This is a genomic window from Kitasatospora sp. NPDC058190, assembly GCF_042883685.1.
GTDB lineage: Bacteria > Actinomycetota > Actinomycetes > Streptomycetales > Streptomycetaceae > Kitasatospora.
The window spans coordinates 130,202-145,523 of record NZ_JBHVVI010000008.1 but is presented as its reverse complement, the minus strand read 5'-3'; the positions used below and the strand labels follow the sequence as shown (position 1 = coordinate 145,523).

Below are 15,322 nucleotides of genomic sequence, written 5' to 3'. Positions count from 1 at the left end.
CGCCTGCTGAAGGCGGGAATCGAACCGAGCATGGGAAGCGTGGGCGACTCGTTCGACAACGCCCTCGCGGAGAACTTCTGGAGCGTCCTGAAGACCGAGTGCGTCCGCCGCACGACCTTCGCGACCGGCACCGACGCCGACCTCGCACTGTTCGCCTACATCGACGGCTGGTACAACACCCGCCGCATCCAAAAGCGCCTTGGCTGGCTCAGCCCGGACGAGTACGAGGCGAAGTACTACGCCGACCAGACGACGGCCGAACCGGTGGCCGTCGAACCACCCACACCCGCCCTGACCAGGTAATCAGCACCTCCCACCCAGCGGGGGAAGCTCACCTCACCTCGTGTCGCGATCGCGGCCATGGCCGGCCAGAGGCCGTTGCCCGGCCACGACAACCCCCGCAGCTCGCCTCCTGCCAGGACCAACACCAGGTGCTACCTCCTCAGGGTGCCGCCACATGCCTGGTATCCCCATTCGGCGGATAAGCCCGATCCCGGAGTCACTCTCGGTACCAGTCCGCGATCACGTTCCGAACCGTGGAGTGCAGCACTCGACAGCTCCAGCCGCCGCCCCAAACCTCTGAGGCCGCAGCGCCTCGGAGCAGATGGAATTAGGGATTCAGAGCGCCCCTTCCGACCTGTTGCCCTCATTCTTCGCCGCTACCGGATTCGGCTTTCGACACCTCCGACAATCACCACCGATTGGACCCCGCCGCCCCCTTGTCCGCTTTCCAAGGGGATCGGCGCAGCTCACAGGCCCGAGTGGTCGCCCGATTCGCCTACCCGGCGCCATGGGCCGCCCCCTGCTGCGCCAGGGTGCTCCGCCGTGAAGCTGGGCCCGTCCCGATCACACAAGGAGTCGATTCCCGTGAACCTGACCGATCCTCAGCGCGGGCGCGTCTACCGCCGCTGCGGCTGCCGTGACACCGCCGGCCGCCAGTACGGCACCCGCTGCCCGAAACTGAACACCCAGCCCGACCACGGCGCCTGGGCCTACGCCGTGGACCTGTCCTCCCTCACCGGCAGGCGCGAGACTCGGCGCCGTGGCGGCTTCCCTGACCAGAGCACGGCCCTCACCTCCCTGCAGAACTTCCTGCTGGCCGAGCGCACCGGCATCGCGACGGACGAGGCCCTGACCGTCGCCGGCTACCTGAGGGAGTGGCTGCTCTCCAAGCAGGAGATCCTCGAGGCCACCACCTACGCCGGCTACCACCGCCACGTCCACCACGACCTCATACCAGCCTTCGGCCCACTACCCCTGACCGGCCTGCGTGACCGGCACGTCACCACCTGGTCCCGCCGGCAACTGGCCGCCGGCCGCGGACGCCCCACCGTCCACCGCTGCTGCGCCATCCTCTCCAGCGCCATGAACGCCGCCGTCAGTGCGGACCTCCTGGCCCGCAACCCCGCCCGCAACGCCGCGCTGAAGCGCCCCGCCGCACCCGAGCGGCTCTGCTGGACCCCGCAGCAGGCCTCCGCCTTCCTGCACCACAACGCCGAGACCTACAACGACGTCCACGCCGACATCTTCGAGGTCATCCTCGGCACCGGTATGCGCCGCGGCGAAGTCCTGGGCCTGGACTGGCCCGACATCCACTTCCAGCAACGCGTCCTGTTCGTACGCTGGACCCTGGCCTCGGTGAACAACGCCCGCCTGCACCTGCAAGCACCCAAGACCCGCGCCAGCCGCAACTGGGTCAGCCTCTCCCCCCGCGTCACCGCCGCACTACGCCGCCAAGCCGCCCGCCACCGCAGCGCCCACCCCGACCAACCCCGCCTGCAAGGCATGGTATTCACCCGCCCCGACGGCAAACCCATCAACCCCGAACGCCTGCTGCACACCCCGCGCCAACGCTCGGCCGAGATCGGCCTACCCGAGATCGGCCTTCACGACCTCAGGCACACCGCAGCCACCATCATGATCAGCTCCCAGGTGCCACTCGCCGTCGTCTCCAAGACCCTGCGGCACTCCACCCTGGCCACCACCGTCAACATCTACGGCCACCTGCTCCCCCAAGCCGCCCGCGAAGCCGTCACCGCCCTCGCCGACGCACTCGACCACGCAGACCTCCCCCGCGAATGAACTGATGGATCATCAGATGGTGCGATCACCTCGCGCCCACCTCACCCGCAAACCTCCAGGTCAGAGCGCCGGACGCGACCACCCTGCGACCACGCGCCCTCCGGAAACGAGTGAGAGCGGGTACCTGGTTTCCCAAGTACCCGCTCTCACAACCGACTTCACAGTCGGGACGACAGGATTTGAACCTGCGACCCCTTGACCCCCAGCGGTCGAAAAGGTGTCCGACTAGTGTTCATCAGTCCGAATCCCGCAGGTCAGGGCCTACCTCGTCCGCCGCACATGACGCCTGATGACACCTCATGACGCCCAGTCCGTGAGAGGCGCGTGAGAGGCGGCGAGCAAAGGGGGGCTTGGGAGTGATTTGCCTCACATCCCAAGTTTAGCTCCTACCCGCTCCAGGGCGGCCCCCAGTCCGCCCAACGCGAGCAGCTCCTCACGGCGCGTCGCTCCCTGCGCTTCTCCGTTCGCCCACTCGACAACGTCAGCATCAGGCATCGCCCAATCCTCCTCCCTTCTACCTCCCGGCATGCGCCTACGAGGCAATTCGTGCTGCCATTGAAAGGAATCACCGCACCATGGCTTCCGACACTCCCGGCGCCGACGCAGTCCAGCGCGTTGACGCTGCGAAGGCGCTCGCAGTCTCCCCTGCTTACCTCGCTGGCGAGGACCGCAGTGCTGGCGCTCACGTCAGTCGACTGCTGGAACTCGACTTCGACTGGTCGGTGCGTCGACTCGGAATCGCCAATTTCATCCTGGACAGCCCCTGCCGACGGGCTCGAATCGGCTACCTGCCCACCCGCGACGACTACACGCCGCTGTGGATCGTCAACGTGGCAAAAGGGCCAATGCATCCGGCGCTCTGGCGGATGGCCTTCGAGCATGGCGCCCCCTCGGAGCTCGTCGCTGCGCTCGCGCAACCTCTGGCCGTCGCACTGGCTGGCGGGGCAACCATCTCCAAAGACAACGACGCTCCAGATCTGATCGTCGCTCCGCTACGCCAAGCCGGCTGGCAAAAGAGGCTTCCAGCACCGCCAGCCGACCTCCCGAAGACCGAGATACTCGGCTTTGTCTCCCCTGACGGTCTCGCCGCCGTCCAAAGGCACACCATCCAACAGGACGAGGAGGATGGCCTTCGCAGAGGAAGCGCTTGGGAGATCACTACTGGTCCGCCAGGCGCTCGCTGGACGGCCACCTTCAGCTCGGCAGTGCCAGATCATCTCGTGGCAGCCGCCACACGGTGGCTCGCCTCACCGCAGCCCGTGTTCCGCGATAAGCGCGAGCTTGCTCCGGAATCACTGGAGCATCTCCGGATTACCTCACGGTCGACGCGACCGCGCGATGACGGGCACAGACATCCCCAAGGTTGAGGCATCGGCCTACGGCGGGCCCAAACGACTGGAGCCCGCCGTAAGCCATAGGTATCGCGAGTGCCCACTACCAGTCGAGCGCGCCGTCTCCGAGGAGGTCAGTAACGATGTCCTTCCCCTCATCGGCCGGCGTGGCCGTCAGGGCCTCCATCACCAGACCGCTGACCAACGTGGTGAGATCGCGCCTACCGCTCGCGTTGAGCTCGCCCTGGAGGTAGTTCAGACCGCCGTTGGCGTACTCTTCGAAGATCCTGATGCGCTCCTTAAGGCGGTCGTCGCTCAGAACCTTGGCGTCCTCAGGGTGCTCCACCACGGCCAGCATGTCGATCAGCGCCTCGCCGAAGTCACGCCGCTCGATTCGCGCCAGGTCGATCGGCTCGCCTGTGTTCTTGAAGTCTTCCCGCTTGCGCTTCTGCTTACCGAGGGCCGCAGCGAACATCATGGCCTCGTACATCGCCGAGAAGGGCCCGTCCTTGCTGCACAGGTCCTGCAGAAGTTTCTCGTGGTCGGCGGGACGCCGGAAGCGCTCGTCTGCCATCAGACCATCACCTCTTCCAGTACGGAGTGCTCGAACTCGCCGCGCGTCACATAGGGCACAGCCCGGTTGTTGATGGTGATGAACTGCTCCTGTGCGTCCGGCTTCGGGGTCACGTTCCGAAGGACATACATCCGTGTCGCCGCGGAACTCAGGTGATCCATCACCATTCCGCGCGCCTGTGACTGCGAGAGCAAGGTGATGATCTGTGACGTGAGCTTGGGCAGAGATTCGGCGACCTGGTCCTGATACTCAACGTCCAGACTTCCGAACGGTGCATCCATCACGACAGGGTAAACCCCTCCCTCATCCAGGGCGCTGGCCTCAGGGTTGCGCTTTCGGTCATCGCGCTCCCTGGCCATCTCGGAGACAGCGCCCACAAAGGAGAGCCCCAAGATCTGGTTTTCACCAGTGCTGCGGATCGCGGCCATTCCGTTGCTGTCCGCCCTCAGCTCCAGCTCGAACGAGCTAGTTACCTCTGGCACGAAGGTCTTCACGAAGATGCGAGAGAAGACACTCTTCACCCGCGCATCGAGCTCCCGTCGCACCTCCTCGGTCTTCAGATTGAGAATCCGAGTGAAGGCATCGATGACCTCATCGACCAGAGCAAGCTGGCTCTGGACGCGTCGGGCCTCCTCGTTCTGAATCTCTGCAGAGTGCAGCTTGCGGCGGGTCGCCGCGATCTCAGCCTCCACCTCTTCCAACTCATCTTGCGCACGACGATGCTCGGACTCGGCCTCGAACCGCTTTTCGTCGAACTCCTTCCGACGCTGCTCGAGATTCTGGACATCCATGACGTCCACTCCCTGCAGCTGGCGGTCGATATCACTCAGTTCAGCGTCTTTCTGGTGAATCCTGGACTCGACCTCGGTCTGATCCTTGGCGATCTCGCGCAGCTCATCCAGTAGCGCTCTCCGCGCGTCCCTCAGCCGGGCGCTGTTGCCTCGCAGGCTCATCCATCGCGCCTGGACATCCACTAGTCCCGCGTTGTACTTACGCTCCGAGAGCGCCAAGAACCCAGCGGACCCCTCCGGGACAGGCGTGCCACACACACAGACCCCGTCCTCGAGGAGTCCATCGATGTAGTCGCGCTGGATGCCGGCGGGAAGCTCCTGCCGCCGACGCATGCCTTCGGCGAGCTCCATGACGGACTCGTCGATTCCTGCGGTGAAGGAGATGAAGCCTCGCTCCGCCAGTATCTTGCGCTTGCGTTCCTGGAGCTCCTTGTAACGCTCCTTCTCAGCATCCAACTCTTGGTTGAGCTTGACACGACGCTTCTGCAGAGGAGCTGCCATACCGTTGTCGAGAAGCGCCTTCGCCGCATCTTCAGACGCTCGCTTGTAGCTCGAAATGTCACCTGAGAGCTTAATCAGCCTTCCATGTACCGCCAGCTTCTTGTCGTCCAAGGCAGCCTGTTGTACAGCAAGTTGCTGAAGCCGTCCGTCTCCTAGCTTCTGAGCCTCGGCCATCAACTTGCGCCTTGCGGCAGGCAGGTGTACCTCGATGGCGCGCTCAATGGCTTCGAGTCCCAGCAACGTTTTGATAGCGCTCTTGACGTCCTCACTGCCGTCCCCAACGAACATGCGCTCCATACGCTCGCCGTTGAAGAAGAAGAAGCGTCGCAGGCCCTCGGGCAGGATCTTCTCGATTCGGTCCTGGCCGTTGTCGACCCTCACGCTCTCTCCGAGCCGGGTCTCGGTTACGAGCAGTCGGGGACTCGGCAGATCCTGGTCCTGCGTGGACCTGGTGACGGTGACCTCGCGAAGCACACTAAATGTAGAGCCCTCGTGCTCGAACTCCAGCTTCACCGAACCGCTCACCGGAGTGCCAAACGGGGTCTGTGCCCACGCGTGGTCGTTGATGACCCGTTCCTGACGCTCCACGTCGCTGGAGAAGGATCCGTACAACGCCCAGGTAAAGGCGTTGAGCAGGGTCGTCTTCCCCGCGCCGTTCATGCCGAAGATCAGCACGGCGGGCTTGCCGTCGGCGACGTCCAGGTTCAGGACATGCTTTCCATAGAAGACTCGGAAGTTGTCGACGGTCAGCTTGAGCAGCTTCACTTGGCCAGCTCCTTCACGGCTTCCACGATCTTCGTCGTTAGCAGGCTGGAGGTCTTCAGGTGCAGGTTCTCTTTCTCGAGCTGGTGGACTCTCGCAACCAGTTCTTTGGCTTCCGGCGAGAGCCCGTTCAGGATGTCGGCAACGCTTTCTTGGCTGCTCACGCTCACTCCCCGATCACTTCCCCATCAAAATCTCAGCTGTTTCAGGTGTCCAGGAGCCCGAACCGCAATCGCAACGGACGCAGGATGTCCAAGGTGTCAGCCTCGTTCTCGGCCAAGCGGGCAAACTCGGTGACTCGGGCCAACTCTCTCGCCACTAGTCGGCGTTCGGTCTCGCGGTGCAGCTCACTCGTCTGCTCAGGCGGGATGACGATGAAGTCCACGATGTCCGCGTACTCCTTGCCTGGTGCACGGCGCAGCACCCTTCCTCGTCGTTGGATGAACTGCCGCGGGTTGGAGGAACTGGCGAGGAGATAGGCGGTCCGAGCCGCAGGCACGTCAACACCCTCATCGAGGCAGCGCATCGAGAGCAGCACCTGTAGGTCGTCTCCCGAGCTGAACCTCCGCAGAAGCTCTCGGCGCTTGTCCCGGGGAGTCTCGGAGGTGTAGGTCGCCGAGGCCATCCGCAGATCCTCGCCAGCCAACCTGACAGCCTGCTGGAGTTGGCTTGGCTCCTGGGGATCCCCGTACTCGCCCTCGGCGAGCGGGTGCCGGCCTTCCGCGCAGTACAGCAACTGGAACCAGTCACTATGACGCTTCATCATCTGCTCGCGCAGCGCTGGCATCTTCGCACGGGCGTGACCGAGGATGTTGGCCCGCTTCCGCAACAGCATGCCGAGCGGACTATCGTCGTCGCCGTCCTCGCTGAATTCTTGCACGGCGAGCATCTTTGCGATCTTCTCGGTAACTTCGCCATACAGCTCGGTCTCTTCCCCGTCCAGCTCCACCACCACCGGCGTGTAGGTGTACCGGCACAGGGCGCCGGCCCCAATGGCGTCGCCGATGCCCATCTCGAATACGACCTCGCCGAAGTAGTCCCGAAGGGCCTCCGTACCGCGGTCGTCGAACCAGCGTTCCGGGGTTGCGGAGAGACCAAGGCGGTAGGTGGCGGAATCAGGCAGACGATCTCGGAGCCGCTTGGCCCCGAGGTTGTGTACCTCGTCGGCAATCAGCAGGAGGTGTCCGCGGTGTCGCCTGAGGGTGCTCTGGAAGGGATCTCCGCTGAACGTGGCGTTGGTCGTGACAAGTACCCCACCACGGCTGGTGCCGAGAGCGAGACCATCAAGCAGAGACGCCGCCTTGCCGTACCAGGAGTCTGTGGATTCATAAGCTCGGATCGGCGTCATGCCAAAGCGTTCGATGTCCGTGGACCACTGGTCAACCAGATGCTGGAACGGCACGACCACGACCGTCAGAAGCCCAGCCTGAGCTTGCTTGCGTCGCAGGACTTTTGACAGCTGCGCTGCTGCCGACAGAGCCGTCAGCGTCTTCCCCGTGCCAGTCGCCATACGCAGGATGCCACGGAAGCCGTTCTCGAACCAGCTCTGGACTGCCTGTTTCTGGTAGCCCCGGACATCGAGTTCCTCGGGGATGACGAGCATTCCGTCGGTGTCCGGTCGAGGCAGGACCATTGTCGTGCCGTCGATGGGGAGCGGCGGCACGTGCCCCTGGCTTCCTGTCCGCCGTGCGTACTCCTCCGTGAGCGACTTCATCGCTGCAGTAAAGGGAATGACGCGCAGAATTGGCGTCTGGTCGGACCAGAGGTCGTCGAAGTCGCGCCTGATGCGTAGGGCCCTCTGGCCATCCTCCATGTGCCAGCTACGGAAGACCTCGATGGACTCGAAGTTGCCGACCAGCCCGGGAAGGGTCTCGTTCGCGCTGCCCTTGAAGGCGACCAGATCGCGCGCGTCTCGGAATATCCCGATCTTCTCGTGGTACATACCTATCCGCCCAGCGGCGGCCACATACGCCAGCTTGAGGTCAAGCAGCCCATCGGCCACCATCAGCCCGAGCTTCCCGAGGCCGCTCGCAGCCCGCGGGTCTTCGCACGCCTCCTGGAGGTCGCGCAACGCAGCCTTCTCGAGGACTGTGCGCAAGGCGTACCCGCCTTGAATCTGCATTACGTCCTCGTGGCGCAGTTGCGGCGAGGCCACGATGCGCATCCGACCACCGCGGGCTGCAAACTCGTCCAATCCCTGGCCGAGCACCGAGAGCACCGAAGCAGTGAAGTAGCCCACCGCCCGGTCGTAGACGGTGGAAGCTGCGAGAGCAGGAACGTAGAAGTCCTCAACGATGTCGCAGCGATCGCTGCGGTAGTCACTCTGCAGTCCCGCTGTACGCAGCGTAGATCCGCCCGTCTTCATCAAAGCCCCAGCATCCTCATCAGTTCCTCGGCCGACAGCCCTGCCGTCGACGTGTCCTCGATTACCAACTGCTCAGCTACGCCGTTGGCCGCGGAAACGTCAGTTAGGCGTCGGACCATTCCGGTCCTCACGCAGAACGGCGCGGACGACATCGTCTGCCGGAGCGTCGACTCCTTGATCGAGAACTCGCGGGTCAGGATGCTGACTAGGCGAGACGCCTCAATGGCACCGCCGGCCTTGTCCAGCTCCTCCGCCACAAGATCCTTGACCGTTGAATAGGGGCGCAGCCCCCACGCCGTCACCGCCCAGACGTCGACATCGCTGCGCATGAAACGCCGGTCGGCGGCGAGTGCCTCCTTGACCGCACGTGAGTCGACTCCTCCGCCTATCCGCGCCACGAGCATCTCGGTTCCCAGCGGGCAATCAGCCTCCTCGAGGATCCGAAGCGCTTCCTCTCGCAGAGCGAACCGGTTGAGGCGGCGGACCGGCGGCTGATCCCCCATACCCGGATCCACGCCCGTGGATACCAACCGTTCTGTTTCCTGGACGGGGCGCGCCACTCCCTCTGGGGAGTAGACCCACCCTCCATTTACACCTATCGCCACCTCACCGGCGCTGAAGAGGATCTTCCGAACATCCTGCAGGTGGGCAGGATTCTGGAGCTGCGCAATGATTTGATGTGTCGTCAAACCACCTGTCGCGCGCTCGAGGATCGCGAGGATCTCCTTCCTTAGCTGACTACTCGTCTTTTGCGGGGTGAGCGGAAGGCCAGCCTCAGGAGAGCTCTCGTCCTGTCGGGATGTCGCCGGCTCGGTACAGGTCGTCAACACCTCCCACTCACCGTTGCGTACGGTCGCGTTGAGTATCTGCCTCACGAGGATTCGAGCCGACTCTGGCAGCAGCTCGATGTCACGCAAAACCGAACCCAAGGTCGCGGTGGGAGCGTGCGTTCTTGTCTCCTCTGCCAGTCGGTTGAGGAGCGCATGCACGGACTGTCTGGGCTGTTCGTCGGTGGAATCTTGACCACGCGGGGCGGGCAGAGAAGGCATCGTAACGACCTAAGGTGAATCGGAGAGCGGATCACGCGCTTGTTTGAGTACAGCCGTGCGGTATCAAGATGAGGCCGCACGGCTGCTCGCGCTCGGCTAGTCGCCGAGCAGATCGTTCACGCTCGTGACCGGGGTGTCCTCGTCCGCAGCTTCTGCAAGGTCCTCGTCAGCCGGGGACTCGAGATCCTTGTCTGCGCTGTCGGGCAGTTCCTGGACCACTGGCCTCGCTGCCCGCGAAGCGAACCAGTCCTCGTAGTCGCCCTCGAGCACGTAGAACCAGTCACGCAGAGCCCGCTTGAGCGAAGTGCTGGCCGTCCTCTCAGCCAGCTCGCCGATCTTTGAATCGTCGACCTGCTTGCTGGTCTTCAACGCCCTGACCTGCTGGTCCACGCACAGGTCCAGGTACAAGCCCCGGGAAGCGTGAAGCATCTGGTCGAATCCGTCCCGTCCACTGAACCAGGTGGACACGTGTTCCCAGGCCATCGGCGTACTCAGCGCCTGCATCCAGAAATACCGGAAGTAGACGGCCTGCGGCGTATCCATGTTCGCGATCTGGTTCAGGGGGTTGGTGATGACGCCATCCGCCTTGATGAACGCAAGCTTGCGATCACGGGCCTTGCCTTGGTCCTGCGAGAAATAGGCGTTCCATCCCTCTACCAAGGCGTCAGCGAAGGCTGGCAGGTCTTTCAGGTCCGCGCCACCAGGCTGGCGCTTACGGAGCTCCCACAGCGAGCCGAGTGTCAGTGCCAAGCCCAACTGGCACGCGTGGGTGTTGAACACCGCGTATGCGGCCTTGGACTGCTTCAAGCTGATCGCCCGGCCGGAGTCGAGGAACGCCTGCACTCGATAGTTCTCGAAGATCTCCTCGCGAGCCTTGAGCGCCTCCCATGCCCTTATGACATCGGACTTCGTGGTCTTTGCGCCCCGGTCCTTGGTCTCCAGGTAGTGCTCGTAGCTGTCCTTCAAGGTCCAGAACACGCCAACTCCGCTGAACAGTGCGTCGCGTGCCAGCGTCAAGCCGGTGTCATCGACATGCCAGTCGTCCTTCAGCTGGGTCAGTGCCTTGGCGTGGGCAGCGTAGGGAGCGATCTTTGAGAGGAGAGTAAGAATGGCTCGCCCCCAGGTCTCGGCGAAGCGGTCACTGATGACGTCCACCTGCCCGAGAGGGAAGTTGGCGTTGCCGATGTCTCCTCGGTGGTAGGTGAAGCCGCCATCCTTGAACTGGTCCGGGAACAGGTCGATGAGGCCAAGCTGTTCGTCGCGCATGAACGAGTCCAGCTCGGTCTGGCTGGGACGTCCGGGGCCGAACCTCTGTGCTACCTCCTTCAGGTACTTGGACGGTCCGAAGACGCAGCGATCGACGGCGGACTTGAGTAGATGAATGTTCGTCAGTACGGACCAGCGCGCGGGCCTGGTGGTGTTGGGCTCGGGGTTGTCGTACTCAACGGCGTACAGGGGCAGATACGACTCGTCCGCTCCGCCTCGCAGCTCGTTAAGCATCCTGCGCGTAAGCACATTGCTCAGCTCGGCGTCCGACAGAAGGATGATCCGGGACTTGGACGGCGGGCGTGCCTCCTTGTTGACATCAACGAAGAGCTTGCGCGCGGCCTCGTGCGGCTTGGCGTTCTCACCGGTCTGGTCCGGGAACCAGCAAACCGTCACAGGGACCTCGATCTTGCTCAGGTCGATCGCGTCCTGATCCGCCTCCTTCAGCGCCTGCTTGACCTGGCTCTCGTAGAAGGAGCGAAAGCGGGCGCCGCCAGAGATCTGCCAACTGTTCGTCATGGTGCGCTCGACGGCGAGCAAGGCCATGGCGCGGTGTTGGCCGTCGAGCACGACGAGCTGCGCCTCTGTCTTGTTCCACCACAACTTGCCGACGTTGGCAGGGTGGAGACGGTCGTCGGCGCCGAGCACACGCTGTACCTGGAAGGAGTTGCCGGCCCTCTCCTGCTGCCACGTCGCGCCATCGTCTTGAACCACGGTAGGTTCGCCCAGGCTGGAGAAGGCCGAAGGCCGCTGGTTCCGGAACGGCAGCAGGACGGCAACGATCGGCGGGAAGAAGGCCGGGCCGGTCTGCTGCGGCTTCAACAGATACGGGATGAGTTTGACGGCGACCCGGTGGTCGTCGAGATCGCGTTGGAGGAGCTGGTTGAAGTCCAGGTCTCCTGCCTCCATGACCTCGCGGACGGGCGCCAGACTCTTGGTGAGCTGGCGCTCCGGCGCGTCGGAGTCATCTCCCAGACGCGCCTTTGTCATGATGTAGTCCACCCGGCCGGCAGGAGTGGTAAAGCTGCCCCACGTACCCTGCACATAGTCCCGGAACGTCAGCGCGTTGCCTGAGCCGAACATAGTCGTCCTACTGCCTTCCCAGAATCGGCGAGTACAGCCTGTGCAACAGCCATTCGGCTGACTCAGCTGTGTTGCGCAGATGCTTTTTTGTGACTTCGTCGTTCTCTTCGCTGGCCAGGTCGATAACCCACGCCTCGAGATGTTCCATCGCGATATTGCGCGCGGCCGCACGCGCGCCGAAGGACTTGCCGCGCGACTTGACCTCGTCGGCGTCCTCGGGGTGGTCACGCAACCAGTCATAGCTCTTCGTGTAGTCGCGGCGATGCTGGCGAAGGCGCTGGCGCAGGTTCTCGGCGACTCCTATATAGAGCGGGGCAGAGAAGACTGGTGCAGACCGCTGCAGGATCGTCGCCATGATGCGGCGGCGGTCCTCCGTATCCAAGGAGTCCATCAGGATGTCCAGTCGCTTCGCTGCCTCGTCGTCAGGAACCGGCGCTCCTTCTCCTGGTTCACGCAGGGGGTAGTCAACCTCAAGGGCACCCTGCCACCTAGCACCGTAGGCGCCGCGCCCCGACAGTCCGATGGGGAGTGGCTCGTAGTAGCCGGCGTACTTGCGCAGGAGGTTCAGGAACCCCTCAATGGCCTGGTCGCCGTTGGGACCAGGTTTGATCTTCCAGTCGTGCGGTCCCGCTCGAAAGCTGACGTACCAGGCATAGAGTCCCGGTGACTCCGGTGCCTGATCGACGTCACGCATCGAGAAATTGGTGAGCGAGAGGGCGTCTGTCACAGCGTGCGCATCCTCGATCCTTGCTCCGGTCCTAGCTGGTTCATGTACGTTCGCGGAGTGTGTGCGGGCGACGCTGCGGATGTACAGGCCAGGAGTCTGTCGTGTGCGGGGCCAGGACGCCTGCCGGAAGCGTCCCGGTCCGGCCTGCTGAGGCTTGGGTCAGTCCTTGAACTTCTCCTTCAGGTACTCCTGGGCGAAGATGCCCCACTGAGTCCGCAGACCGTCAAACATCTCGGGTTCTGTCTGAGTCGCCTCAGCCCGGACGAAGGCCATGAGGAGCAGGTCGATCGCAGCCTCGGCCTTCCTTGCGAGATCGATCATGTCCTCAGGAGCCATGTCGTCCGCTCCTTCGTCCGCAACACGCTTGATCGGCGCGTAGACGTCCCGGAAGAAGGGGTGCCGGTGGTTGAGTACTGTGACTGACCGACCGTTCAGGTGGCTGATCTCCATCAGCTCCTTGCCGGGCCAGGCGCCGTCCAACATGGTGACAGGCTTGGTGTCGATCTGCTGCAAGATCTGCTCGATCTTGGATCGGTGCTCCGGGTCGCTCGGATCCAGCCGGAGGTCCTCGATCGTCTGATCCTTGATCCGCTGCTCCTTCTCGAGCGTGACAGTGCGGCCAGCGACGCCCTTAGGGAATCGCGACTCGACGTTGGCCGCTGTGTCCATGCTGTCTGCATGAGCGCCCTGCTCGAGCTTCTTCTTGGTGTCCTGGTAGTTCCAGAACGCCTTGATGTCCCCGCGGGCCTTACGCACCGGCCGGACCAGCCACTGGCGCAGCTCCTCGCGTAGCTTGCTGACCGGTTCCGCACCGCGCTTGACGTGCCTCACCTGGAAGAAGTCGTCGAGCTCAGCGGGGAAACTGACCTCAATCCCTATGTAGCGGTTGACCTTGTCGGTCCGACCGCCGGGGAGGAGCTTCGGGACGAGGTCGTAGTAGATCTCCCGGCCGTTGCGCAGGATGCTGAGCTTGCCTGCGTTTTCGTCATTGATCTGGAACTCGCGGATGTCACGCCCATCCATGTCGTGCTCGCCGCCGGCTCCACGGAAGTAGCGGAACTCCTCCGGCACCAACGTAACAGTCACGTGAACCTTGTGTCCGTCAACAAGTAGATCGGACTCTTCCACCACCGTGCCGCGTACGTCACGCGGCTTGTACTGGCTGATGATCCGTGGATTGTCCATGAGGAACAGGGGGTCGTGCAAGGTCACGACCTTTCCTTCGAGCTCGAACGTCCGCCCAGTGTCAATGAACTTGCGGTAGGCCCGCGCGATGAACTTACGCAGGTCGCTGACCTTCTCCTGGAGCGATGTGCCGTAGCGCCCGCCGCCCTTCAAACGGTCGATCTTTCCGAAGATCACGACCGTGCCTGAGACGAACGGGTTGCCTCGCTCGTCCAGCATCAGGTTTCGCGCATGCGTCGGCCAGTCCTCGGCGATTGTGGTCGCGGTGTACAGCTGCTTGCCGTCACGGATGTCCTGGAGATCGATGTAGCTGTGGTAGACACGGGCGTCGTCGGCGCGCTTGGAGTACACGTCGAGACGCTCACCAAGGTTCAGCGCAGCGAGCTTCAGGCCGACGCCGAATCGGCCCAGCCCTTGCCGTTGGCCGTAGCGAGTGCTGTAGCCCATCGACAGGATGTGGTGCAGGACGGTCGGGTCAATGCCTGTTCCGTTGTCCGCAAAAATGATCTCGTCGATCGACTTCCGGTCCTGCGAGTACACCGGCATGACCCGGAGGATCGTGGCGTCAGCCTCGATCGAGTTATCCAGGGGCTCGCCAGCAGCAGCGGTCAGGTCAAAGCCGGCATCGCGCATGGACTCCAGGGCCTTGTCAACCTGGATGAGGCTGGCGCGAGAATCTTCGGGCGACAAGAACAGAGGGGTAGTGCTCACTGTTGATCCTTTCGGCCGCCTTGCGATGGCAGACCTAGCTGGGTGATCGGAGCTCCGCGCCGTGGTCAGCGGATGACTCGGTCGGCGGGGGAAGGGTGTTCTCAAGCAGCCAGAGCGAGATCCGACCATGCCTTGCGGGCGTCACGCCGCAGACGGCTGATGCGCTCGCGCATCCGCGGGACAGCCACGGAGTACTTCTCAGCAAGGGTCACAGCGTCCGCTCCCCAGACCAGGTACCCAAGGATCACTCGGTCAGCGTCCTTGAAGGATGGCTCGACGCGGATCAACTCCAGCAGCTCAATCCGGTGGTAGCCGTGCTCGGTGTAGCCGACCGATTCCCGCTCGGGGCACAGCTCGCCCTGGGGCGCGATCTCCTTACGACGCTCCAGGAGCTCGTAAGCATGGGCGAGCGCAGAGCGCACACGATGACGGGCAGGGGTCTTGTCGTCCCCAGGGTTACGCAGGAGCTCATCGATGGCGCGCTCGATGCGGTCCAACTGGTACACGTCGCGTGTGCGCATCGCCTGTTTCTGCAAAGCATCGATGGCAGCCACGACTTCGTCGCTGATCTTCATGTAGTGCGCTCCGGTGTCTGATTGCGGGCCCCATGCGGTGGCTCGCGGTCGAAGAGGAGGCAGTGCTGTGAACTTGTGGTCCTGAGCATAGAGGACGAGACTGACACCCCGTTAGGGGTTTGCCTCAACTGTGCGGGTATCCCCGACCTGCGCTCTGCTCTCAACCCGTCAGGTCGGGTGAGACACAGGGTTGTTGCAGTGAACCGTGGGAACTCCTGGAAGCCGAGCCGCCTACAGTTCAGCGAGTTGGTGGTCCACCGTCCAGATCCGCAGGTCAGCTGGTGCCGTGACGTTGACGGCCGGCCTGCCCCACAGAGTGT

General features: G+C 63.5%; 12 protein-coding genes. 3 read left to right on the top strand and 9 right to left on the bottom strand.

From position 1 onward, the window contains the following. The 3 genes from ACFVWU_RS06165 to ACFVWU_RS06155 form a co-directional block, all read left to right on the top strand. Positions 1-303 (top strand): transposase (locus tag ACFVWU_RS06165; protein ID WP_387616288.1); only part of this gene is annotated, 303 nt, incomplete at its 5' end. A 564-nt stretch (positions 304-867) separates the two neighbouring features. After that, a complete protein-coding gene (gene xerC / locus ACFVWU_RS06160) occupies positions 868-2,082 on the top strand; it encodes a tyrosine recombinase XerC (protein WP_387616286.1) in 1,215 nt (404 codons plus the stop codon). 575 nt (positions 2,083-2,657) lie between these two features. Then, complete coding sequence (locus tag ACFVWU_RS06155; protein ID WP_387616284.1) at positions 2,658-3,449, top strand: DUF317 domain-containing protein; 792 nt, start codon at positions 2,658-2,660, stop codon at positions 3,447-3,449. A 67-nt stretch (positions 3,450-3,516) separates the two neighbouring features. Here the strand turns inward: ACFVWU_RS06155 and ACFVWU_RS06150 are convergent, their stop codons facing one another. The 9 genes from ACFVWU_RS06150 to ACFVWU_RS06110 all read right to left on the bottom strand — a co-directional run bounded on the left by ACFVWU_RS06150 (position 3,517) and on the right by ACFVWU_RS06110 (position 15,002). Continuing rightward, the gene (locus ACFVWU_RS06150; protein ID WP_387616282.1) at positions 3,517-3,987 is read right to left on the bottom strand and encodes a DNA phosphorothioation-associated protein 4; all 471 of its coding nucleotides are present in this window, start codon (positions 3,985-3,987) and stop codon (positions 3,517-3,519) included. Continuing rightward, positions 3,987-6,044, bottom strand: coding sequence for an AAA family ATPase (locus ACFVWU_RS06145; RefSeq protein WP_387616280.1), 2,058 nt, complete (start codon positions 6,042-6,044; stop codon positions 3,987-3,989). The genes ACFVWU_RS06150 and ACFVWU_RS06145 overlap by 1 nt, the downstream gene beginning before the upstream one ends. Continuing rightward, a complete protein-coding gene (locus ACFVWU_RS06140; RefSeq protein ID WP_387616278.1) occupies positions 6,041-6,205 on the bottom strand; it encodes a hypothetical protein in 165 nt (54 codons plus the stop codon). Before ACFVWU_RS06140 ends, ACFVWU_RS06145 begins: the two co-directional genes overlap by 4 nt. 41 nt (positions 6,206-6,246) lie before the next feature. Continuing rightward, positions 6,247-8,406 carry a DEAD/DEAH box helicase family protein gene (locus ACFVWU_RS06135; RefSeq protein ID WP_387616276.1) on the bottom strand — a complete coding sequence of 720 codons (2,160 nt, stop codon included), beginning with the start codon at positions 8,404-8,406 and terminating at the stop codon, positions 6,247-6,249. Then, positions 8,406-9,323: a hypothetical protein gene (locus tag ACFVWU_RS06130; RefSeq protein WP_387616274.1), complete on the bottom strand. Its 918-nt coding sequence runs from the start codon at positions 9,321-9,323 to the stop codon at positions 8,406-8,408. Before ACFVWU_RS06130 ends, ACFVWU_RS06135 begins: the two co-directional genes overlap by 1 nt. A 228-nt stretch (positions 9,324-9,551) precedes the next feature. Next, the gene (locus ACFVWU_RS06125) at positions 9,552-11,804 is read right to left on the bottom strand and encodes a hypothetical protein (RefSeq protein ID WP_387616272.1); all 2,253 of its coding nucleotides are present in this window, start codon (positions 11,802-11,804) and stop codon (positions 9,552-9,554) included. Positions 11,805-11,811: 7 nt separating this feature from the next. Then, the gene (locus tag ACFVWU_RS06120; protein WP_387616270.1) at positions 11,812-12,531 is read right to left on the bottom strand and encodes a hypothetical protein; all 720 of its coding nucleotides are present in this window, start codon (positions 12,529-12,531) and stop codon (positions 11,812-11,814) included. A gap of 159 nt (positions 12,532-12,690) precedes the next feature. Beyond that, the gene (locus ACFVWU_RS06115; protein ID WP_387616268.1) at positions 12,691-14,427 is read right to left on the bottom strand and encodes an ATP-binding protein; all 1,737 of its coding nucleotides are present in this window, start codon (positions 14,425-14,427) and stop codon (positions 12,691-12,693) included. Between the two features lie 101 nt (positions 14,428-14,528). Next, positions 14,529-15,002 (bottom strand): hypothetical protein, encoded by a 474-nt coding sequence (locus ACFVWU_RS06110; RefSeq protein WP_387616266.1) that lies wholly within the window; start codon positions 15,000-15,002, stop codon positions 14,529-14,531. Positions 15,003-15,322: the final 320 nt, after the last annotated feature.